21 protein-coding genes are annotated in these 21,367 nt (G+C 42.6%); 15 read left to right on the plus strand and 6 right to left on the minus strand.

The features are described 5' to 3' along the window. Positions 1-6 precede the first annotated feature (6 nt). Entirely contained in the window at positions 7-1,194 is a 1,188-nt protein-coding gene (locus HC752_RS19120; RefSeq protein ID WP_190336797.1) for an amino acid aminotransferase, read from the plus strand. Between the two features lie 9 nt (positions 1,195-1,203). Beyond that, the gene (locus HC752_RS19125; protein WP_190336798.1) at positions 1,204-1,770 is read left to right on the plus strand and encodes a putative ATP-dependent zinc protease; all 567 of its coding nucleotides are present in this window, start codon (positions 1,204-1,206) and stop codon (positions 1,768-1,770) included. A gap of 75 nt (positions 1,771-1,845) precedes the next feature. Here HC752_RS19125 and HC752_RS19130 read toward each other — a convergent pair whose 3' ends face one another. Continuing rightward, a complete protein-coding gene (locus tag HC752_RS19130; RefSeq protein ID WP_190336799.1) occupies positions 1,846-2,379 on the minus strand; it encodes a hypothetical protein in 534 nt (177 codons plus the stop codon). Between the two features lie 410 nt (positions 2,380-2,789). Here HC752_RS19130 and HC752_RS19135 point away from each other — a divergent pair, with 410 nt between their 5' ends. From HC752_RS19135 to modC, 3 genes are all read left to right on the plus strand, one after another. Next, complete coding sequence (locus tag HC752_RS19135) at positions 2,790-4,253, plus strand: cobyric acid synthase (RefSeq protein ID WP_190336800.1); 1,464 nt, start codon at positions 2,790-2,792, stop codon at positions 4,251-4,253. Between the two features lie 203 nt (positions 4,254-4,456). Further along, complete coding sequence (gene modB / locus HC752_RS19140; protein WP_190336801.1) at positions 4,457-5,161, plus strand: molybdate ABC transporter permease subunit; 705 nt, start codon at positions 4,457-4,459, stop codon at positions 5,159-5,161. Further along, positions 5,158-6,255, plus strand: a complete 1,098-nt coding sequence (gene modC / locus HC752_RS19145) for a molybdenum ABC transporter ATP-binding protein ModC (RefSeq protein WP_190336802.1) — start codon at positions 5,158-5,160, stop codon at positions 6,253-6,255. The genes modB and modC overlap by 4 nt, the downstream gene beginning before the upstream one ends. 202 nt (positions 6,256-6,457) lie before the next feature. Here the strand turns inward: modC and HC752_RS19150 are convergent, their stop codons facing one another. Together HC752_RS19150 and HC752_RS19155 are read right to left on the minus strand one after the other, a co-directional pair. Then, the gene (locus tag HC752_RS19150; RefSeq protein WP_190336803.1) at positions 6,458-7,462 is read right to left on the minus strand and encodes an OmpA family protein; all 1,005 of its coding nucleotides are present in this window, start codon (positions 7,460-7,462) and stop codon (positions 6,458-6,460) included. A 202-nt stretch (positions 7,463-7,664) separates the two neighbouring features. After that, positions 7,665-8,102, minus strand: a complete 438-nt coding sequence (locus tag HC752_RS19155) for a DUF3069 domain-containing protein (protein ID WP_190336804.1) — start codon at positions 8,100-8,102, stop codon at positions 7,665-7,667. 139 nt (positions 8,103-8,241) lie between these two features. On the opposite strand from HC752_RS19155, the gene HC752_RS19160 reads away from it, so the two are divergent. Then, positions 8,242-9,192 (plus strand): GGDEF domain-containing response regulator, encoded by a 951-nt coding sequence (locus tag HC752_RS19160; protein WP_190336805.1) that lies wholly within the window; start codon positions 8,242-8,244, stop codon positions 9,190-9,192. A 28-nt stretch (positions 9,193-9,220) separates the two neighbouring features. On the opposite strand, the gene HC752_RS19165 is transcribed toward HC752_RS19160, so the two are convergent. The 3 genes from HC752_RS19165 to HC752_RS19175 all read right to left on the minus strand — a co-directional run bounded on the left by HC752_RS19165 (position 9,221) and on the right by HC752_RS19175 (position 12,428). Further along, positions 9,221-10,669, minus strand: a complete 1,449-nt coding sequence (locus HC752_RS19165; RefSeq protein ID WP_190336806.1) for a protein adenylyltransferase SelO — start codon at positions 10,667-10,669, stop codon at positions 9,221-9,223. A 133-nt stretch (positions 10,670-10,802) separates the two neighbouring features. Continuing rightward, positions 10,803-11,015 (minus strand): cold-shock protein, encoded by a 213-nt coding sequence (locus tag HC752_RS19170; protein ID WP_190336807.1) that lies wholly within the window; start codon positions 11,013-11,015, stop codon positions 10,803-10,805. Positions 11,016-11,192: 177 nt separating this feature from the next. Next, positions 11,193-12,428, minus strand: coding sequence for a GGDEF domain-containing protein (locus tag HC752_RS19175; protein WP_190336808.1), 1,236 nt, complete (start codon positions 12,426-12,428; stop codon positions 11,193-11,195). Positions 12,429-12,687: 259 nt separating this feature from the next. Between HC752_RS19175 and HC752_RS19180 the strand changes: the two genes are divergently transcribed. The 9 genes from HC752_RS19180 to HC752_RS19220 all read left to right on the plus strand — a co-directional run bounded on the left by HC752_RS19180 (position 12,688) and on the right by HC752_RS19220 (position 21,163). After that, the gene (locus tag HC752_RS19180) at positions 12,688-13,056 is read left to right on the plus strand and encodes a late competence development ComFB family protein (RefSeq protein ID WP_190336809.1); all 369 of its coding nucleotides are present in this window, start codon (positions 12,688-12,690) and stop codon (positions 13,054-13,056) included. Between the two features lie 9 nt (positions 13,057-13,065). Continuing rightward, positions 13,066-13,347 (plus strand): HlyU family transcriptional regulator, encoded by a 282-nt coding sequence (locus HC752_RS19185; protein ID WP_190336810.1) that lies wholly within the window; start codon positions 13,066-13,068, stop codon positions 13,345-13,347. A gap of 285 nt (positions 13,348-13,632) precedes the next feature. Then, the gene (locus HC752_RS19190) at positions 13,633-15,186 is read left to right on the plus strand and encodes a Re/Si-specific NAD(P)(+) transhydrogenase subunit alpha (protein ID WP_190336811.1); all 1,554 of its coding nucleotides are present in this window, start codon (positions 13,633-13,635) and stop codon (positions 15,184-15,186) included. 14 nt (positions 15,187-15,200) lie between these two features. Further along, on the plus strand, positions 15,201-16,595 hold the full coding sequence (gene pntB, locus HC752_RS19195) for a Re/Si-specific NAD(P)(+) transhydrogenase subunit beta (RefSeq protein ID WP_190336812.1): 1,395 nt from the start codon (positions 15,201-15,203) through the stop codon (positions 16,593-16,595). Between the two features lie 226 nt (positions 16,596-16,821). Further along, on the plus strand, positions 16,822-18,267 hold the full coding sequence (gene vxrA, locus HC752_RS19200; protein WP_238930569.1) for a sensor histidine kinase VxrA: 1,446 nt from the start codon (positions 16,822-16,824) through the stop codon (positions 18,265-18,267). Beyond that, positions 18,242-18,901: a response regulator transcription factor VxrB gene (gene vxrB, locus HC752_RS19205; RefSeq protein ID WP_190336813.1), complete on the plus strand. Its 660-nt coding sequence runs from the start codon at positions 18,242-18,244 to the stop codon at positions 18,899-18,901. Before vxrA ends, vxrB begins: the two co-directional genes overlap by 26 nt. Continuing rightward, positions 18,901-19,770, plus strand: coding sequence for a DUF2861 family protein (locus tag HC752_RS19210; RefSeq protein ID WP_190336814.1), 870 nt, complete (start codon positions 18,901-18,903; stop codon positions 19,768-19,770). Before vxrB ends, HC752_RS19210 begins: the two co-directional genes overlap by 1 nt. 63 nt (positions 19,771-19,833) lie before the next feature. Next, positions 19,834-20,976 (plus strand): conjugal transfer protein TraF, encoded by a 1,143-nt coding sequence (gene traF / locus HC752_RS19215; RefSeq protein ID WP_190336815.1) that lies wholly within the window; start codon positions 19,834-19,836, stop codon positions 20,974-20,976. Between the two features lie 43 nt (positions 20,977-21,019). Then, positions 21,020-21,163: a YoaH family protein gene (locus HC752_RS19220; protein ID WP_190336816.1), complete on the plus strand. Its 144-nt coding sequence runs from the start codon at positions 21,020-21,022 to the stop codon at positions 21,161-21,163. Positions 21,164-21,367: the final 204 nt, after the last annotated feature.

Raw genomic sequence — 21,367 nt, forward strand, 5'->3', positions numbered from 1 at the left:
AATTCCATGCTATCTCATCTGCCGGAACCGAAACAGGATCCGATTCTTTCTCTCTCTGTTGCTTATCGCAATGATCCTAGAACTGAAAAAGTCGATCTAGGTATTGGCGTTTATCGAAATAGTGACGGCGACACGCCAATCATGAAAGCCATCTCTCTGGCTCAAGAACAGGTAGCGTCTACACAAAAATCAAAAGCCTATGTCGGACTTGCTGGTTGCGAAGAATTCAATCAAAGCATGGTGGACTTGTTACTCACAGGCACTGCAGCCTACGATCGTGTGGCTGCCATTCAAACCCCGGGAGCGAGTGGCGCACTTCGGATGCTTGGGGATTTAATGAAAGTGGCACAACCCAATACCACGGTTTGGTTAAGTAATCCCAGCTACGTAAACCACCAACCAGTTATGGAAGCGGCTGGCTTAAAAGTGAGGCATTACCGCTATCTTAGCACGGCAACAAAACAGGTTGATGTTGCTGCGATGCTTGAAGACTTATCGCAAGCCGGACATCAAGATGTTGTTTTACTCCATGGGTGTTGCCATAACCCAACAGGCGCAGACATCGATTTTAAAACGTGGGAAACAATGACTGCGATGGCGACAAAGCAAGGTTTCACGCCATTTGTCGATGTTGCTTACCAAGGATTTGGTGATGGATTAGAAGAAGATGCGTTGGGTCTTCAGCATATGGCAAATCATGTTGAGGAAATGTTCATTACGACTTCTTGTTCTAAAAACTTTGGCTTGTATCGCGAACGCACTGGCGCTGCGATAGTTGTGGGCAAAAACGCAAATGAAGCCGCTAAGGCGAAAGGGAAGTTATTGCAGCTAGCGCGTGCGACGTACACCATGCCACCTGATCATGGTGCTGCTTTGGTGAAAACAGTGCTAGGAAACAAAGACCTAACCTCTGTTTGGCGAGAAGAACTTTCACAAATGCAGCATAGGCTTGTCTCTCTGAGAGAAAGCTTATGTTTGGAACTTAAAAATGCACATAACTCTGACCAATTTGACTTTATCCAGTCACACAAAGGTATGTTCACTGTGCTAGGCTTCTCCTCTGAACAAATGCTTCAACTGCGTGAGAGCTATGGTATCTATGGTGTTGGTGATGGGCGCATCAATATAGCCGGGCTGACAGAAAAAGATATTCCTTATGTAGCAGAGGCGATTGTAACCGTATCTAACCAATAAGAGGTTATAATGAAGTCGAGAAGACCTTACATTTTCTTTGCAATTGCTGGTGTTTTGACAGCTTGTATCAATATTCAAACAGGCGTATACCCTGAGGTACAAGCCTCTCGGAAAGTGGATACAACACAAGATTTAGATGTGTTAAAAACAGCGGATGGAAAGCTGATTCTCGGCGAGAAAGAATGGGTTCATATTCCCGGTTTAGGTGAGAGCTACAAAGCACGCATTGACACCGGTGCGACGACTTCGTCTATCAGCGCTGTTGATATCGAAACATTTGATAAGAACGGAAAGGATTTTGTTCGATTCAAGATAGCCCATGAAGGTGATAAAAGCTCAGCGCTGACGCTACCAGTGCAACGCTGGGTTCGCATTAAACAATCCAGCCGAGATTCTTATCAAAGAAGGGCGGTAGTAGAGGGCGATATTCAAATCGGTGATTTGAAAACGAAAACAGAGTTTACCTTAGTTGATCGCTCTCATCTTACTTTCCCTGTCCTTTTAGGGAGAAGTTTCTTTAGAGACGTTGCTGTTGTTGATGTCAGCAAGAAATACATTCAGAAGAGGGTGAAGTAACGAGTACCATGTGAATCCCGTCAAAAAGCCTTCGCTTAAAACCGTAAAGCGGAGGCTTTTTATTCTCGCCCCAAATTAGAATACGAATCTCGCGCCCATGATGAGTTGAGATCCGTAAACACCGTTGTCTGCGATGTTGGCACCAATCGATAACTGGTCAGTCGAATGGAAACGACCACCAAAGCTATAGGTAAGCTCTGTCGTGTCACTATAAACTAATTGCCCAACTCTCACATTGGCTTCTATATTCTCTAACACCCATATGCGGGCGCCAATGTTCAATTCTGGTACAAATTGGTTGCCAACAAATTTGTCGTCACTAGTTTTAAGGTTATGGATCAGCATTTGTCCAAAAATGTCGGCAAACCCTGTTGCGGGTCCATTGAAACCCACTCCCACCGCACCGTCATAATCACCTTCGAATCGGCTGTCTAGACGACCGATAAAATGGGTATTTTCGGTAAACGTCAAACTACCTTCTACACCATAAGAAGTAGGGCTTGCGCCGACTCTAAACTCAACAGAAGAGTAGTTGAAATTGTTAGCAATAGTCGTCATCGGGCTCAGAGCCATGAGAAGTAGGGCTAAGTGGCGTTTACGTCCAAACATATGTATTCCATCCATTTAACGCTTTGGCTTAGTGCCAAAAATCCGAGAATACTCAAAATCATGCAAAAAATAGACCATCTTTACATATGGTAGTCCTTCAATGAGATCTTAAAGGATCTGCGGGCGTTTTCTTTCCACTTCCAGCGTTGCTCCGATCTCACCTCTCCCATGGAGACAGATTTTTGACTCGCATTAGGAGGCTGTGTCAATACTATGTCGTCATGCTCTGTTTGAATCTACACCGGCTCACCAGCAAATATAAAGGGTAGTACATTACGGTGAAACTGAATCCGCCTTGGCAATGCGCTCACGGAAATTCATTTAAGACAGAAATACGATGCTGCTTGAGGTTAATTGGTGATAAGCATTACTATACGGACAATCAAAATACACAATAAAAAGAACCGATTATGATCCCACCCATTCAAGCTCTAATGGTACAAGGAACAACGTCTGATGCAGGAAAGTCTGTTCTAGTGGCAGGCCTATGCCGCGTACTTGCCAGAAAGGGGAGAAAGGTTGCCCCTTTTAAACCTCAAAACATGGCTTTGAACAGTGCTGTGACAAGAGATGGCGGCGAAATAGGTCGGGCGCAAGCTGTACAGGCTCAAGCGTGTGGTGTAGAGCCTACTGTCCATATGAATCCCGTCTTGCTTAAACCCAACTCTGATACTGGAGCCCAGGTAATTCTGCAAGGCAAAGCCTTAACGAATATGGATGCCGAAGGCTACCACGACTATAAAAAGGTCGCTATGGATAGCGTAATGGATTCCTTTAGCCGACTACAACGTGATTATGAATCTATTGTTATTGAAGGGGCAGGAAGCCCAGCAGAAATAAACCTGAGGGAAAATGATATTGCCAATATGGGATTTGCAGAAAACGCCGATGTCCCCGTTATTATTGTCGCCGACATTGATCGCGGAGGCGTGTTTGCCCATTTATATGGCACGCTAGCACTGTTATCACAATCGGAACAAAATCGTGTAATTGGCTTTGTTATTAATCGCTTTCGAGGGGACATTAAACTTTTGGAGTCCGGTCTTGACTGGCTGGAAGAAAAAACAGGAAAGCCAGTATTGGGTGTGTTGCCATTTTTACATGGACTGAATCTTGAAGCGGAAGACGCCATAACCAGTGAACAGGTGACCGGTGAAGGTCAATTGTTTCGAGTCAAGGTGCCTGTTTTTACGAGAATTAGTAACCACACAGACTTCGACCCCTTACGTCTAAACCCAAATATTGATTTCGAGTACGTAGGCAAAGGTGAATCCTTAAAAGGAGCCGATTTAATCATTCTTCCAGGGACCAAATCTGTCCGGCAAGATCTTGACTATCTTCGTTCACAGGGATGGGATAAAGAGATTCTGAGGCACATTCGATTGGGCGGTAAGGTCATAGGAATTTGCGGTGGATATCAAATGCTTGGCAATACCATTTCCGATCCTGAAGGCATTGAAGGTGCCGCTGGTGAGAGTGAAGGGCTATCTTTATTGAACATAAATACAGTACTTCACCCTGAAAAGCAGTTAAAAACCGTTAAAGGTACATTGCAAATAGGCGACCAGTCTTTCCCCGTTTCTGGCTACGAGATTCATGCTGGCGTGACACAAGTCAACGAAATTCAACCCATTACCCTAGAAAATCAGTTAAGTGATGGAGCTATCAGTAGCTGCAATCAAATTTTTGGCAGCTACTTACATGGCATTTTTGAAGAGGAAGGCGCAACGCGTTTGCTTCTAAATTGGGCAGGAAGTGAGGAGATCCAACCCGTAGACTTTGAAAAAATGAAAGAAAATGCAATCGATCGAATAGCAAATGCGATAGAAAAGTATATGGACTTAGATAAACTCTGGGCGACTAAATTGCCATGATAACTTTAAAGGGGCTCAATGTTCGTTCATCAATGGAAGAATACCAAGGTGACACTGTCACTTGAATGATTTATTAGGAGAATGGGGCTGTGAACCTATTGTTTACTCTTTGGTGAACTTTAGTATAGGTACGATGGCAAGCTATTCTCATGCGAAAACGGGGAAGGCATATTGAGTCCATACCCCCTAATAATGGAACGCTCATGCTGACAGATTTTGAACTGGAATCTCTCTACTTAAGCTTAAAGGTCGCATTATATTCGGTCATTTGGCTTACTCCTTTTAGTATCACAATTGCTTGGGTGCTTGCCCGCAAATCCTTTCGTGGCAAAAATGCATTTGATGCGTGTATCCATCTTCCACTGGTTTTACCTCCCGTAGTCATTGGGTATCTACTTCTGGTCGTTATGGGGAGACAAGGAATGATAGGGAAATGGCTGCTCGACACGTTTGGTATTGTATTCAGTTTTGATTGGAAAGGTGCCGTATTGGCCTCGGCGGTAGTTTCGCTACCTTTAATGGTTAGAGCCATCAGGCTGAGCATTGAAAGTATCGATACCAAATTAGAACAAGTGGCACGTTCATTGGGCGCCCCCCCTCTGCGTGTGTTCTTTACAATTACGCTACCTTTAGCGCTGCCTGGTATTATTACGGGTGCTTTGCTTGCATTCGCGAGAAGCCTAGGTGAATTTGGGGCGACGATCAGTTTTGTTTCCAGCATTCCAGGTGAAACCCAGACTCTCCCTCTCGCCATGTATTCTTATATTGAGACACCCGGAGCAGAATTCGAAGCGGCACGTTTATGTGTTATTTCCATTGTTGTAGCGCTGATTTCTTTGCTCGTATCTGAAGTTCTTAGCAAAAAAGCCAATCAAAAAATTGGCTTGGTTTCTACGGAGAGAAAATGATCCGGATAAAAGTGAAGCAGCAACTCGGTCCGTTAAATTTGGATGTTGATTTGTCTCTCCCTTCGAAAGGTATTACGGCTGTTTTTGGACGTTCTGGGGCTGGAAAAACCTCTTTGATTAACACCGTTGCGGGTTTATCTGTTCCTGATGATGGGAGAATAGAGGTTAATGGAAATACGTTATTTTGCCGAGCGTCTAATCAGAATGTGCCAATAGAGAAACGGCAAATAGGTTATGTTTTTCAAGAGGCAAGGCTTTTTCCTCACTATTCAGTGAAAGGAAATTTAATGTATGGCGTCGATGAAAGAGATGACTCTTATTTCCAAACGATTTGCGAACTACTCCAGTTACATAGCTTACTGAGCAGGAAGCCTGTCGACCTTTCTGGTGGCGAAAAGCAGCGCGTGGCAATAGGGCGAGCTTTGTTGTCGAAGCCTTCATTATTGATAATGGACGAACCGCTGGCCTCTCTGGATCTTCCTCGCAAACGTGAAGTTATGCCATTTTTGGAACGACTCGCCAATGATGTTGATGTACCAATTCTGTATGTGAGCCATAGTTTAAATGAAATCATTCGCTTGGCGGATTATATGATCATATTGGACCAGGGTAAGCTTGAGGCAGCAGGTTCATTAGAAAGCGTATGGGATTCTCAGGCAATGCGACCTTGGCAATCTTTTTCAGAGCAAAGCACACTGTTTGATGCGTTAGTGGACTCTCATCACACTAAGTACGCTTTAACCAGACTGAAATTAAGTGACAAAACACGGCTTTGGGTTCAGAAAATAGACGCCGATATTTCAACCTCAGTTCGTGTACAAGTCAGAGCAAATGATGTGTCTTTATGTCTCTCTGAACCACATGACACTTCGATCCGCAATGTTATCCCTGCAACAATAGTGGAAATGAAAACCCACTCGCCATCACCAGACAAGCAAAGCGTAGCCATCAAACTCAAGTTAAGTGATCAGTGTTCTTTATGGTGTAACGTCACCCAATGGGCGGTGGATGATCTTAACCTTAATATTGGCAAAAGGCTTTATGCACAAATCAAAGGGGTCAGTGTCACTCAACGCGATATCATTCAGCATTGATATGTGACGCTCCATTAAAGCCCTTCGTGAAATCCCGAACACCTAAGCCATGCGGACAACACTGAAGTACAACTGGTGTTCGAGCATACATTCATAGCAATCGACTTTAGATTTTTCGCAAAGTAGGTGCCGACGTTTTTACGATAGCAGTAAAAAAAATGGCTTCCATTCTTGGAAGCCATTTCTTACTTAGACGTAATTTTTACTTTTCTACCGTAAACTCTTCAATCGTCACCTCAACACGACGGTTTTGCTCACGTCCTGCCGCTGTATCATTTGAAGCAATTGGGTTAGATTCACCATCACCTTTAACGGTAATACGACTAGAATCAACACCTTTAGCAATTAAATAATCAGCTACCGCTTGAGCACGTTCTTCAGAAAGCTTCTGGTTGAATTTCGCACTGCCACGGCTGTCTGTGTGTCCGACAACGCCAACTTTTGATTGAGGGTAGGTAGTAAGAAGTGTCGCTACGGATTCAAAACGACGAGTTCCAGCCGCGCTCAACTTACTGCTTCCCGTTTCAAACAAACTGACATCTTGCTGTGATTGGAAAGTGATAGTTTGCTTTTTAGGTGGCTCTGGTTTCTTTTCTTCAACGACAGGTGCTGGAGCAGGCTCAGCAACTGGACGTGGTTCAGTTCTTTCTACAGGAGCTGTTTTTGCCTTTACACCGAAATGATAGTTAAGACCTAACGTAAACATGCTTGCTGCACTGTCATAAGCAGGCCCAGCATTTATTTCTGTCATTACTTGATATTCGATTCGAGCACGAAGAGCATCTGTAATTTTACCTTCGAAACCTAGTCCAGCTAGAAGGTTTAAGTCATCTTTGGCTTCATCATAACTGGAATAACCAGCACCAATTTTACTGAAGAAATCAACATCCTCACCCAAAGATATACTGAATTTCGGCGCGAATGTAATTGCTGTCATCGACCCTTCTAAATTAGTTAGAGAACCGTTGTTATCGTAGCTTGAATTGAATTGACCGTAATCGTCGTATCCAAGCTCTAGCGCAACGTTATCCAGTAATTGATAACCGAGGTATACACCCCATGCGGAACTGTCATCATCACACCCTGTCGCTACAGCGCAAGAATTTGACAAAGATGAAGCACCGACTTTACCACCAAGATAAACTTGAGAGCTAGCAGTAAATGGAAGTGAAGAAAGTAGCGTAAGTACAACTAACTGCTTTTTCATAGATAATTCCTTTTTATAATATACAAATGCGATTATTTGAGTAGGTTGTTATAATCTGCATCATTATGAGAATCCATTTTCAGGAAAGCAAAACTCCAAATGAGATTTGCATATTTAATCTCACAATCAAGACGCATTTCTTATACAGCTCAAAATAGACAAAAGATCGCGAAAATCGACCTTTTAATGAAAGTTTCCTTGATTACTTTAGAAATACCTGATTGAAGTCACGTTTCAGGATAGCATCTCTTCTCGCTTTTTTCAGTTGCTTTACCATATCCTTCACACAATTGTGCAAAACTTGGTCTAACAGTGAAGAACGATACTCTTCTTTACCTTGCTCTGACATATCCTTAGGGAGATTCATGGTAGGGAATTCTTCCATTACGCTTAAACCTGCAAATGCTTGGCTCACGGAAACTAATGCATGAAATTGTTCAAAGTTGTCTAGAATGTTTTGAGCACTGGCTGGCAGGGCATCCCATGCCTCTCTTACTGCTTCTTCTGAAACTTCGTGAATCGACGTTACCATTAAATGCATTTCTTCAGGGACATTGTCAAACTCAATAACTTGGCGTAACTCAGACGATACAGTCGCTAGGTCGACTTCTTGTTTTGGGGGGGTGTTTTCGTTTGACATATTTTTCTTCCAATATCCAAAATGCACATGCTAGGAATATCACGATAAAAGTCAACAAATTACTGACAATATATATAATGCAAGACGAGCAGCATGCTATATTTATTTCATACTGTCAGAATAATAACAGCCTGAGTCTATGAAATCTCCGAATACTTCAATGAGGGTGCTACTCGTCGATGACCTGCAATTTGAGCGCATACAGCTTGCTATTCGCCTCAAACAGCTTGGTCATATTGTCGAAGTCGTTGAAAGCGGAGAACGTGCACTCAATGTTTATTCTTCGTTTGAACCCGAATTAGTTTTACTTGATATCAACATGCCGGATATGGATGGATTTGAAGTTGCTAAAGAGATTCGAGCTCGTGATGATGACTGGGTTCCTATTATATTCTTGAGTAGCCACGAAGAACCGGAAACGATTGCTAAAGCCATTGAAACGGGTGGGGATGACTACCTGGTCAAACCCGTAAATAAAGTTGTTCTTGGTGCCAAGATGAACGCCATGCAGCGTATTGCTCAAATGCGTAGAGAGTTGAAATTGGTTTCGTCTCAGTTAGAGCAGATGAATATGCACCTTCAACAACAAGCGAATGAAGATGGTCTCACACAGGTTTACAACAGGCGGTATGTCGATAAAGAGCTGAAAAACATGGTCTCTTGGCACGGTAGACACCGGTTACCATTAACAGTGATACTCTTAGATGTCGATCACTTTAAAGCCTATAACGATCATTATGGTCACATAGAAGGGGATGCTTGCTTGCAAAAAATAGCTACTGCATTAGATCACTGCTTTGCTCGCTCTGGGGAGTTGGTTGGTCGCTATGGTGGAGAGGAATTCGTTGTTATTGTAAGTAATGCAAATGCTGAAGACGCCCTAAAGCAAGCGATACGTGTCCAAAGATCCATTCATGCTTTAGGTATCCCACATTCCAAATCGTCTACAAACAAGTTAGTGACACTGTCACAAGGTGTGTACTCTTTTATTCCTACTGGTCGTGAAACAATTGAAGATGTTTACAGTGCTGCCGACGTTTTACTCTACAGGGCGAAAGCTGAAGGTCGAGATCGATACGTAACGAAGTAACGTTAACTTCTTCACCACGTAAGCCAAATCAAGAAGAACAGCTAAGTGCCAATCCTTGTGCCCAATCAGGAGCGGGATGTGTGTCTTTTTCTTGACCAAAATCATCAGAATAGGGGTTTTCAAGTAATGTTCTTAGGCGCTTCACTTCAGAATAATCGCCTTGATTCGCCATATCGATGGCTTGTTGCGCCATGTAATTTCTTAAAATATATTTTGGGTTGACAGTTCTCATCGCTAAACAACGCAGTCCTGCCTCACTTGATTCTCTTTGTAATCTTTGTTCATAGTTATCAAACCAAGCTTTTGCCGATGCAGTATCCGTAAACTGCGTTAGAAAGTTTTCAGCCCCTACTTTGTCAACATTTGAAAGGGCGCGAAATGTATTTGTGTAATCCGCTTCCTGTGATTTCATTAACGAGAACAGTTCATTGAATAACTCTGTGTCGCCCAATTCAGATTCGACGAGCCCCAATTTTGCTCTCATTTTCAGGCTGTATTCTTTGGTCAGTCGTGGGTAATAATCATCAAGTGCGCTTTCCAGTTCCTTTTTTGCAACCAATGGTGATAGCGACTGAGCTAATGCTGTCAAATTCCATAAGCCGATGGATGGTTGATTATCAAACGCGTATCGACCTTGGTAGTCTGAGTGGTTGCAAATAAAGGATGGGTCGAATTTTTCCATCATTCCGAAAGGACCAAAGTCAAACGTTTCACCCAAAATGGACATGTTATCGGTATTCATCACCCCATGAGCAAAACCAATAGCTTGCCAATGGGCGATCATAGAGGCTGTCCTTGAAACTACGTCTTTAAAAAATGAAAGGTATGGGGAATCCGATGTTGGTATCAATGAAAAATGTTGTTCAATAACATAATCGGTTAACAATCTAAGATCGTCGTGCTGGTTGGTATAATACAAGTATTCAAAGTGACCGAACCTTATGTGTGTTTTTGCAACACGGATACAAATAGCACCTTGTTCTAACTGCTCTCGATAAACAGGTGTGTCACTCACGATTAAACCAAGCGCTCGACTGCTTGGAATGCTAAGGTTATGCATTGCCTCCGACATCAAGTACTCACGGATGCTAGAGCGTAAAACCGCTCTGCCATCCCCTTGACGAGAATACGGCGTCACACCCGTTCCTTTAATATGGATATCATAGTCAGAATCTTCAGCATGAACCTGACACAGTAACAAACCGCGTCCATCACCTAGGTCGGGGTTGTAGGATCCAAATTGATGTCCTACATATTTCATTGCGATGGAAGGGCATGTTGTTAATGATGTTGAGCCTGAAAATATGGACAGCAATTCTTCATCTGGGCTTTCTGGAAACCCTAAATGCAATGCTAACGGCGCATTCCAATCAACCCAACGAACATTGTCTAATGGCGTAGGCACGACCTCTGTAAAGAAGTGCTGAGGTAAGCGTGTAAAGGGTTGAGATAATTTAGCACCCTTCCAGATATGCATATTTAAACCTAGATAAATGTGGTTGTCTTGAAATCTTACCACAAGGCTTCTAACACAAATACTCGCGCACATTATGGATATAACAAAGCCACCTGAACTTAGGTGGCTCTTCTATCTAGCAGCAGGCTAAGAATCAGATGGCGTTGACGTCTTCGGCTTGTGGTCCTTTTTGTCCGTCTGTCACAACAAACGAGACTTTCTGCCCATCTTCTAAGTTACGGCGACCCGTACCTTGTATTGCAGAAAAATGAACAAATACGTCTTTACCACCTGTTTCAGGCGTGATAAATCCGAAACCTTTATCTTGGTTAAACCACTTTACCGTGCCATTGATTTTTTGACTCATAATTAAACTCTTTATATATACAAATTGATGCAGATTGTTTCCCGCAAAATCGAAGTTACCGTAAACTAAAAGGGTAGGCTAGCGAATAATGAATGAACAATATAAAGGTGTGATCTTAGACCATTTTTGGAACAACAAAAAAAAGATGAGTACTCAAAAAGAGAGAGATCAAAAGGCTCAACTCATAACGACACAATTTCGCCCTTTCTTCTTCGCTTGATATAGCGCCTCATCGGCTGCTTTGAGTACCTTCTTCGGGTGTTTGATTTCTGAGCTATCCGCAACGCCAATACTTATCGTTACATTGACTGTTTTCTCTGAATTGCTGGATCCACGCTTCTTTGTACCTAGTTTGTCGTTTTTAGGTCGATCGGAGCGATTTCGTACAATCATGTCGTAGCTTGCAACCTTTTCTCTTAATTCATCAAGAAAAGGTAAAGATTCATCCGAAGTTTTTCCTTTAAACAACACGGTAAACTCTTCTCCACCGTACCGATATACTTTGGCTTTTCCTTCGACTTTTTTCAGTGTTTTTGCCACCAAACGAAGTACGTCATCTCCTGTATCATGTCCGTGGGTATCATTGAATTTCTTAAAGTGATCAACATCCAGCATAGCGATGGCGTAATGTCGTCCTAAATGCCCCATCTCATTTTCGAGTGCTCTTCGGCTGGGTATTTCAGTAAGTTGGTCAATGAAAGCCAACGAATGACTCGTCGACATGATGTTGTATATAAGCAAGATGCCAGCGAGAGAGAAAAATACAGCAGATATATACGACAGTTGGAAAAATCCGAATGTAACGGTAGACAACAACAGACAGTTATAAACCGCGTAATCAAGCGCTTCTCGGCGTGTCAATACCATGATCGCTGACACACCAACAAAAATAACACTGTACAAAACAGCTAAAAATGGAAGCTTAGATACTTGTGGTATTGAAAATAAGATACCTTCCCACAAATCATCCATCCCATTTTGTGAAAAGTGCTCAACAGTAATATATGCCCAACCTATAAACAGGCTGAGTAGGAACAAATAAGCTAGACCCGTTTTAGAAAAAAAACGCTTGTTTGGGAATAGGTAAACCGTCATACATGAGACTGGCATTAGAAATGCCAAGATTGAGAATTCTAGCTTGGTGGTTCCGAAATTAAGTGGGACTTGTAGCCTTTCTTGTATCACTAAATATGCCAACATCATGGATACCGCTATCATACCCATTCGACCTTGATTGAAACTATGGCACAAAATCAACGCGATAGAAAACAGCAAGTAAGGGAGAAAACCAATGGCCCCTTGGTTTTGATTGATAAGCGGGGTAAGTTGATCGATACCATAAAGAATGCCTGTCACCAAAAACAAAGGAAATAGGAATCGGACAAGGTTTGCGTTAATCGCAGGTAAAGTCATCTTGGTTCAAAAAGTTCGTCAACAGCAGCTACATATAGCTGGATCAGTATGTAGGAATAGAATACGTTTATTCACATAATTTCCAAGCGTTTTGCTAAACTTATTATGAAAAATAACGTACTACTGCTCATTTAGGCTAGTTTTTATGATACAAAAACATATAACTCGCTATGTCAGAGGCAAGTCCAAAGGAGTTGTTACTGCGTAAGCGGTTTATGTCGGAATAGACGTCATGATAGAAACGTAGGGAAGTACATAAATGAAAATAAGCGTCGATGTGCATAACTATATGGAAACATTAGTCGGAAACCGTTTAGGAGAACCGGGCTATGCTGACCGTTATGATAGTGAGCAAGTTGCCGACTTAGCTTGTATTGCATTGAACCAATTACGACCAATTTATATTCGACACGATATAGATTTTTTGTCTGCTTTACCTGAAGAGCGCCTTGTCGTTTTGAGAAAGCAAGTCCAAGACGCGCTATTGGCTGCTGAAAGTATGATCAAAGAGGATCGCCGTAAACGAGCGGAAGATGCTATCCCGGTTGTTTTTACCAAACCTAGACGGCATGATGACGATGAATTAGAGTGGTACGAAGTACCTATTCTTAAAAAGAAAGAAGACTAAGGAGCAATTTTGGGACTCTTCTCTCGTTTATTTGGTGGTTCAAAGGAAACCGTTGTCCAAGAAGCTGAACCTGTTGAGTATAACGGCTATTTGATTTATCAAGAGCCAAAATCTGAAGGGGGTCAGTACCGAATCGCCGGTCGGATAACCAAAACATTTGAATCTGGTGAAACCAAAACCCATACCTTTATTCGATCCGATGTTTTGGCCACAGAGTCTGATGCCAATGAGTTCATGTTAAAAAAGGCGCAAATGTTTATAGACCAAATGGGCGACAATATTTTTACCTAAATAGTTTTTTTGCAGCACATCGAATTGATTTTAGTCACCTTTTTAAGAGCCATTAAGCAGTATGCTTAATGGCTCTTTCATTTATTTTTAAAAATTAAAAACTTTTTGAATGTTAGTAACATAACTGAATTAAATTGCGATAATTTTTTAAGATAAAGATGAGGCTTCTTCATTCCTTAACGTTATATCTAATGAAACTTAGTATTTTTATTCCGTTTAAGTTGAAGTTAATCTCATCGTTAGATATGAACTGATTGTTAATTGTGCATTTAGTAGGGAATAACTATGCAAATTGGTGTGCCTAAAGAAACGCTCGCAGGTGAAAGGCGAGTAGCTGCGACGCCGAAAACGGTAGAGCAGTTGTTAAAGCTGGGATTTGATGTCTCGGTGGAGAGCCAAGCCGGGGTTCTGGCAAGTTTTGATGATGCAGCATTTGAATCGGCTGGCGCAACCGTCGTCTCAAAAGATGATGTTTGGAAAAGCGACCTGATTCTTAAAGTAAATGCTCCTCAAGTCGATCCTGAATCTGGCGTTGATGAATTTGATTTAATCAAAGAGGGGGCGAGCCTTGTCAGCTTTATTTGGCCTGCTCAAAATGAAGCCCTGATGGAGAAGTTATCCAGCAAAAACATCAATGTAATGGCGATGGATGCGGTACCAAGAATTTCACGTGCGCAAGCGCTTGATGCATTAAGTTCGATGGCAAATATCGCGGGGTATCGCGCAGTAGTAGAAGCTGCACACGAATTTGGTCGCTTCTTTACCGGACAAATTACCGCAGCAGGCAAAGTACCTCCTGCCAAGGTATTGGTTGCTGGTGCCGGTGTGGCGGGGCTCGCAGCCATTGGGACCGCCGGTAGCTTAGGGGCTATTGTACGCGCATTCGATGTACGCCCTGAAGTCAAAGAGCAAGTCCAATCTATGGGCGCTGAATTCTTAGAAGTAGACTTCCAAGAGAATTCAGGCTCTGGGGATGGCTATGCGAAAGAAATGTCAGATGAATTTAATAAAAAGGCAGAAGAGCTTTATGCCGCTCAGGCTAAAGACGTCGATATCATTATTACGACGGCTCTCATTCCTGGTCGACCAGCCCCTAAACTGATTACAAAGGCGATGGTCGATAGCATGAAATCGGGCAGCGTTATTGTCGATCTTGCAGCGGCAAACGGCGGTAACTGTGAATACACCGTAGCCGATGAGGTGATCACCACTCCTAATGGCGTAAGAATTGTTGGTTATACCGATATGGTCGGCAGACTTCCAACTCAATCCTCGCAGCTTTACGGAACCAATCTTGTTAACCTTCTAAAGCTTCTATGTAAAGAGAAAGACGGTAACATCGATATCAATTTTGAAGATGTCGTCTTAAGAGGGGTGACCGTAGTTAAAGAGGGCGAAATCACTTGGCCGGCTCCACCAATACAGGTATCAGCACAACCAGAGGTAAAACCAAAAGTTCAACCGACACAAGCGGTTAAAGCAGAAGAACCAACATCACCAGTGAAAAAGGTAGCAGCTTTAGCCATTGGAGTCGGCGCTTTTGCATGGGTGGCCTCTGTCGCTCCAGCCGCATTCCTTGCGCACTTTACGGTATTTGTCTTAGCGTGCGTTGTAGGCTATTACGTCGTTTGGAATGTGTCGCATTCACTTCATACTCCATTGATGTCCGTTACGAATGCAATCTCTGGAATCATCGTTGTAGGCGCTTTATTGCAAATTGGGCAAGGAAGTGGGGTTGTTACCTTCTTGTCTTTCGTCGCCGTTCTTATTGCAAGCATTAATATATTTGGTGGTTTTACCGTCACCAAACGTATGCTTGAAATGTTCCGTAAAGACTAAAGGAGAGTAATCACATGTCTGCAGGATTAGTACAAGCCGCATACATTGTCGCCGCAATACTCTTTATCATGAGTTTAGCGGGGCTATCTAAGCAAGAATCTGCGAGAGCAGGTAACTATTATGGCATTGCTGGTATGGCAATAGCCCTTATCGCAACCATTTTTGGACCTGATACCTCCGGTGTTGTCTGGATCATTCTGGCCATGGTTATTGGTGGTGGTATTGGTATTCATTATGCCAAAAAGGTTGAAATGACCGAAATGCCCGAATTAGTAGCCATATTACACAGCTTTGTTGGTATGGCTGCTGTTTTGGTTGGCTACAACAGCTACATCGCACCACCGGCTATAGACGTTGCTGACGTTGATGCACAAGCAAAGCACGTTATCCACTTAGTTGAAGTATTTTTAGGTGTCTTCATTGGTGCAGTGACATTTACCGGTTCAGTAGTTGCGTTTGGTAAATTACGTGGCGTCATTAATTCGTCTGCACTGAATTTACCTCATAAGCACAAATTGAACTTGGCCGCGTTAGTCGTATCGGCATATTTGCTGGTTCATTTTGTCGAAGCCGATGGAAGCATGTTTGCACTTATTCTCATGACGCTCATTGCTTTTGTATTTGGCTATCACCTCGTTGCATCAATAGGTGGCGCTGATATGCCAGTTGTTGTATCGATGCTCAATTCCTATTCTGGTTGGGCGGCAGCGGCAGCAGGTTTCATGCTAGCAAACGATCTTCTGATTGTAACGGGAGCACTTGTAGGCTCTTCCGGTGCCATTCTCTCATACATTATGTGTAAAGCGATGAATCGATCTTTTATCAGCGTCATTGCAGGTGGGTTTGGTCAGGAAGTTTCGGTTCCTACCGGTGATGAAGAGCAAGGCGAGCATACTGAAACTTCAGCGGAAGAAGTAGCTGAAATGCTTAAAAACTCTAAGTCAGTTATCATTACACCGGGATATGGAATGGCGGTAGCTCAAGCTCAATATCCAGTTCATGAAATAACTGAGAAATTGCGAGCGCATGGCGTAGAAGTTCGTTTTGGTATTCATCCTGTAGCGGGTCGATTACCAGGGCATATGAACGTTTTGTTGGCAGAGGCTAAAGTCCCATACGATATCGTTCTTGAAATGGATGAGATCAATGATGACTTCCCAGAAACAGATACTGTTTTGGTGATTGGTGCAAACGATACGGTTAACCCCGCAGCACAAGAAGATCCAAACAGCCCAATAGCGGGAATGCCAGTACTTGAAGTATGGAATGCCCAAAATGTTATTGTCTTTAAACGTTCAATGAATACGGGCTATGCTGGTGTGCAAAACCCCTTATTCTATAAAGACAACACTCAAATGCTCTTCGGGGATGCCAAAGAGTCTTGTGTGCAAATATCTTCTCACTTGTAATAGAATCTAAATCTCGTTGGTAAAGGGGAGCTCGCGCTTCCCTTTTTATTTTGCTCAACATCAGTATGTGACATTGTCACTAAGTGTGGAAACTGTAAACAATTCTGATTATAAACGTCGCGAATGTCAGTAATTGGTTAATAACGATGGGATGCAGTTATAATCACATTCTCATTAGTGTTATATTGCCAGCTTACTTATAGATGCCATAGAGAACGAAACAGCTTTGCTAAGAAATATCGTATATTTGACTTTAGGCTGTGTTTTTACATCCGCAGTTTACGCACAAAGCTTGCCAGAAAGAATTGAAGAATTTAAAAGTCAATTTGATACCTCTCAGGCAATTGATTCCTATGACATGCGCATCATTCAGTCTGATTTCCCAAATAAACTTCTAACACCTGAATCGATGCTACCTCAAACATCGAATTATCCTCTAAAAGATATACAAAGGTTGTACAGCCTATCTGAAACATGCAAAGGCAAGCTCCCGTTGAGTCCGCTGATCACCGAGCCTCTTGTTTTTACGCGCGCTATTTGTAAGGGGACCAAGTTACCCATTAAATGGTTTGCCCGCTCTGGCTTAATTCACCCCGGTGGTGGTACTTACGCAGCACGCTACGCTGAAACACATCCAGATATGTATGAACAATTAAAGGACTACATGCATATTGCAGAGCGTCCAGAATCAAATGCATCAAGTTTACTAGGTAAGCTACAGCGCATGGATTACGTCACTATGAAGGCGTTACTCTCAGGTTCTGAAATGTTAATGCATGATAGTGAACTTTGGCTCCGACATGGTGACCAATATCTAATATTTCCTCAAGATTTGTGGGAAACATTACTGAAACAGCAAGAAATAAAAGCGACGCTATATAGTGGTAAAGATAACTGTTTTGTTAAAAGCGGGAATATTTGTTGGGAAGTAGAAAACCAATCAGACTTGCTGTTGAACGTCATGATTGGGCTCGCGATATTCAATATTGCTTTGATTCTTGGCTGGGCCGTTACTCGTTGGAACAGTAAGCGCAAAGAAATGCAAAGTAGAATGTTGGTTTTGCAGATTCTGACCCACGAACTTCGCACACCGATAGCGAGCCTCTCACTCACAGTAGAAGGGTTTAGAAGGGAGTTTGAAAACCTGCCTGAAACCGTATACGACGAGTTTAGACGATTGTGTGAAGATTCTAGACGATTACGTCAATTGGCGGAAGCAAGTAAAGACTATTTACAATCAGATAATCAGCAGCTTTCCAGCGAATGGCTTCCTTCTGTAAAGGAATGGTTAGATTTCAGATTTGAAGAATTAGAGCAATCAATACATATAGAGCTGGATAAAGACAGCGCCATAAAAGTGAATATCTATTGGCTAGGTACATGCTTAGAGAACCTTGTTAACAACGCCGTCAAATATGGCGTTGCACCTGTTGTTTTAAGTGTTAAGACAAAAAAAAATTGTGCGATTTTTAAGGTTACCGACCAAGGTAATTTAACTAAGAAAGATTGGAAGACACTTCGAAAGCCTTTTGTGAGTAAAAGTGGACTTGGGCTAGGTTTGACGATTGTTGAGTCAATGGTTGAACGAATGGGAGGCAAAATGTCTCTTCAAGGCCCACCAACAACATTTATATTGGAGATACCCTGTGAAACAGACACTGCTTCTAGTTGAAGATGATAAAAACTTAGCGGATGGATTACTTGTTAGCCTAGAGCAAGCAGGATACGAATGTCACCACGCTGAAACCATTTCTGAAGTAAGCCCATTATGGGAGAAAGCTGACCTAGTCATTTTAGACAGGCAACTGCCAGATGGTGATTCCGTAAGCCATTTGCCAGAATGGAAAAAGATAAAACAAGTCCCTGTGATTTTGTTGACTGCTTTAGTGTCCGTAAAGGACAAAGTGAATGGGCTCGACGCTGGTGCAAATGATTATCTGACAAAGCCTTTTGCGGAAGCGGAGTTATTTGCCCGTATTCGCGCACAAATGAGAGGTCCAGATGGTGAAGAATATGATGACTCTCGCGTAATAACAGAGCATTTAATCATTGACAAAAATACTCGTGATGTCATCTACAAAAGCGAAAATATAACGTTAACTCGAACCGAGTTTGATCTTCTTTTGTTTTTGGCAACCAACTTAGGACGCGTTTTCACAAGAGATGAACTGCTTGACCATGTATGGGGGTACAATCACTTCCCCACAACTCGAACAGTCGATACACACGTACTGCAACTTAGACAAAAATTGCCGGGCATTGACATTGAAACATTGCGCGGTGTTGGATATAAGATGAAGAGCTAATGTTTCGTCATATACTTACGGGGTTAATTTGTGTTTTACCAATAACTGCTCACTCAGCTAATCAGTGGTTTGAGCAGCAAACCTCACTGACAAGTGCGCACCAAAAATTACTAGAAGATGACTTGGAAGGAGCATTCTCCGCGATAGTTGAAGTATGGCAACAAAACCCATCTAAATACGTTGCCAATCACCTTGATCAATTGTTCCTTAAATCTATCGAGCGGGATTGTGGTCGTTCTTTAAACGCCGAGGGATTGCCGGACTGGATTGATGAAGTTGTTATTCGTCGTCAGATGATTCAATCTCCGGGTAGAAATAACTCAAGTGTCATCGTCGATGTACTGGGAAACAAAGAAATTGAGTCTATTGAATTCGATCGCTGGGGTGAGCAAAGTGTGTCAAACGAGTCGTCATTTGACAAACTCAGCTCCGAATCGTCTAAACAAGCGATATTCCAGAAACGGTATAGCTTAAATAAGCGATTAGCTAGCGGTTTGTACCTTTTAAAGATCAAGCCAGTAAACGAGGAGTCTTGGGTTACGTGGGTAGTCATGTCGGAACCGCAAGCGAAGCAAATTGTACGTTGGCAATCGAAGGACAATTGGAAAGTAGAAAAAACAGGCCTTTTAAATAAGCATTGTCCGTTGCCAGTGCTCAACATTTCACTTTTCGACTTTCTTGAAGGGAAATATCAGAAGGTATGGTCCCAAGAATATGAAAGTGATTACCCTAGCTCAATACCGTTAAGAGACCTAGACCCGGATAGATATGTACTAGCCGTTTCTATCACACATCGTCGATGGCAAGGTGCCGTTTCCATTGAAGATCAACAGGTAATTAGTAAAACCTACGATATTTCGGTGGATTAATAACACTAAAGATCTGATAATTTAAGCCGATAACGATCAAAAGGACAATGTTACGGTTTGATTATGAAAAAAATCGGTTTATCCACAACTATCGCACTCGCAGTAGCAACTAGCTCTGTTAATGCCGCAAACTACTCTGTTGATGGTCGAGGCGACGCTATGGGGGGAGTAGGGGTTGTAGCTGCTGATTTTCTGTCGGCACCATTCTATAATCCTTCTCTTGCTGCATTGTATCGACGGGATGATAACGCAGGCATGATCATTCCTGGTGTAGGTCTTACTTACACTGATAACGGTAAAATGTTCAAAGATATAAAAAACGCAGCAAACGCTATTAATTCGGGAAACGCCAGCGAAATTTTATCGGTTTATGAATCACTCATTGGTGACGAGATCGCCTTGGATATAGGTCTTACCGCCGCGTTCGCTATTCCGAATCAGTTTGTATCGATGAACGTGTTCGGCAAGATATATACAGAGTCCTACATCACTGCGGACATGGCGCCTAGTTCCGTTCCTGATATCGACAAGCTTGATCAATCGCTGATAAAAGTCATGGGAATTGGTGTTACCGAGTTAGGGGTAACATTCGCAAAATATTACACGCTGTTCGGACAGCATGTTTCAGTTGGTGCTTCACCGAAAATCCAAAGAGTATACTCGGTTGCAAGTCACGCCTCATTTTCTAACTTTGGCTTTGGGCGTATTGCAGATTCCACTTCAGGGGATACGGCATTTAACCTAGACTTAGGCGCTGTTTGGTTCTACGGACCATTTAGAGTCGGAGCGTCGGCCATGAACATCATTAAACGTGACATTGTCACGGATAAAGAAAGTGTCAATATTGGTGGTCGAGTTGTTGAATTAGGTGATACCTATGAGTTGAGACCCAACTACACGATTGGTGGTGGGTTAGTTGGGGACTACTATACTTTTAGTATTGATTACGATTTAGTAAAACGAAACAAATTTATAGGCATGAACGGTGACGACTCACAAATGCTGAGGGCAGGTGTTGAGGTTGATATAATGAGACAGCTTCAACTACGTGGTGGTTACTATACCAATCTGGCTAAAAATGATGAAGGTACTATCACTGCTGGTATTGGATTGACTCCTTTGGGAATCATCACTATGGATTTGGGCGCAAGTTACACTAACGCCAATTCAATGGGGCTCTACATTAATTTCCTTGGCAACTACTAACAATTTCGTTATTCTCAGCTTCCAATAAAACGGGAGCAAAAGTATGTTCCAAAACTTACCTACGCTGTCTCACCAAGAACAGCAAGAAGCCGTTGAGAGAATACAATCACTTATGGCACAAGGTATGAGTACCGCAGAAGCAATTCAAATCGTTGCAGACGAAATCAGGAAAGAAAAGAAAGGCTAGGGCAACCTAGCTTTTTTTATGCCTGCTATCCCATCATGTTGCACCAATCAGCAATGCTCTCCACATAACTCCACAATGTAAGCGCCCCATGAACTCACGGGGCGACATAACTAATGCTTGAAGTTCCATGGCAGCAGTGCATCGATATCAGGCTCAGCTTTCGCCAACTCCTTCATGCACTTGATCATGTAGTCGTAGAGGATA

The sequence above is a fragment of the Vibrio sp. S9_S30 genome, assembly GCF_014694455.1.
Classification (GTDB): Bacteria; Pseudomonadota; Gammaproteobacteria; order Enterobacterales; family Vibrionaceae; genus Vibrio.

What these genes read in the sequence shown, in the direction of transcription:
- HC752_RS19120 (WP_190336797.1), top strand. Translation starts at nt 7, where the DNA reads ATGCTATCTCATCTGCCGGAACCGAAACAGGATCCGATTCTTTCTCTC.
- HC752_RS19125 (WP_190336798.1), top strand. Translation starts at nt 1,204, where the DNA reads ATGAAGTCGAGAAGACCTTACATTTTCTTTGCAATTGCTGGTGTTTTG.
- HC752_RS19130 (WP_190336799.1), bottom strand. Translation starts at nt 2,379, where the DNA reads ATGTTTGGACGTAAACGCCACTTAGCCCTACTTCTCATGGCTCTGAGC.
- HC752_RS19135 (WP_190336800.1), top strand. Translation starts at nt 2,790, where the DNA reads ATGATCCCACCCATTCAAGCTCTAATGGTACAAGGAACAACGTCTGAT.
- modB (WP_190336801.1), top strand. Translation starts at nt 4,457, where the DNA reads ATGCTGACAGATTTTGAACTGGAATCTCTCTACTTAAGCTTAAAGGTC.
- modC (WP_190336802.1), top strand. Translation starts at nt 5,158, where the DNA reads ATGATCCGGATAAAAGTGAAGCAGCAACTCGGTCCGTTAAATTTGGAT.
- HC752_RS19150 (WP_190336803.1), bottom strand. Translation starts at nt 7,462, where the DNA reads ATGAAAAAGCAGTTAGTTGTACTTACGCTACTTTCTTCACTTCCATTT.
- HC752_RS19155 (WP_190336804.1), bottom strand. Translation starts at nt 8,102, where the DNA reads ATGTCAAACGAAAACACCCCCCCAAAACAAGAAGTCGACCTAGCGACT.
- HC752_RS19160 (WP_190336805.1), top strand. Translation starts at nt 8,242, where the DNA reads ATGAAATCTCCGAATACTTCAATGAGGGTGCTACTCGTCGATGACCTG.
- HC752_RS19165 (WP_190336806.1), bottom strand. Translation starts at nt 10,669, where the DNA reads ATGCATATCTGGAAGGGTGCTAAATTATCTCAACCCTTTACACGCTTA.
- HC752_RS19170 (WP_190336807.1), bottom strand. Translation starts at nt 11,015, where the DNA reads ATGAGTCAAAAAATCAATGGCACGGTAAAGTGGTTTAACCAAGATAAA.
- HC752_RS19175 (WP_190336808.1), bottom strand. Translation starts at nt 12,428, where the DNA reads ATGACTTTACCTGCGATTAACGCAAACCTTGTCCGATTCCTATTTCCT.
- HC752_RS19180 (WP_190336809.1), top strand. Translation starts at nt 12,688, where the DNA reads ATGAAAATAAGCGTCGATGTGCATAACTATATGGAAACATTAGTCGGA.
- HC752_RS19190 (WP_190336811.1), top strand. Translation starts at nt 13,633, where the DNA reads ATGCAAATTGGTGTGCCTAAAGAAACGCTCGCAGGTGAAAGGCGAGTA.
- pntB (WP_190336812.1), top strand. Translation starts at nt 15,201, where the DNA reads ATGTCTGCAGGATTAGTACAAGCCGCATACATTGTCGCCGCAATACTC.
- HC752_RS19210 (WP_190336814.1), top strand. Translation starts at nt 18,901, where the DNA reads ATGTTTCGTCATATACTTACGGGGTTAATTTGTGTTTTACCAATAACT.
- traF (WP_190336815.1), top strand. Translation starts at nt 19,834, where the DNA reads ATGAAAAAAATCGGTTTATCCACAACTATCGCACTCGCAGTAGCAACT.
- HC752_RS19220 (WP_190336816.1), top strand. Translation starts at nt 21,020, where the DNA reads ATGTTCCAAAACTTACCTACGCTGTCTCACCAAGAACAGCAAGAAGCC.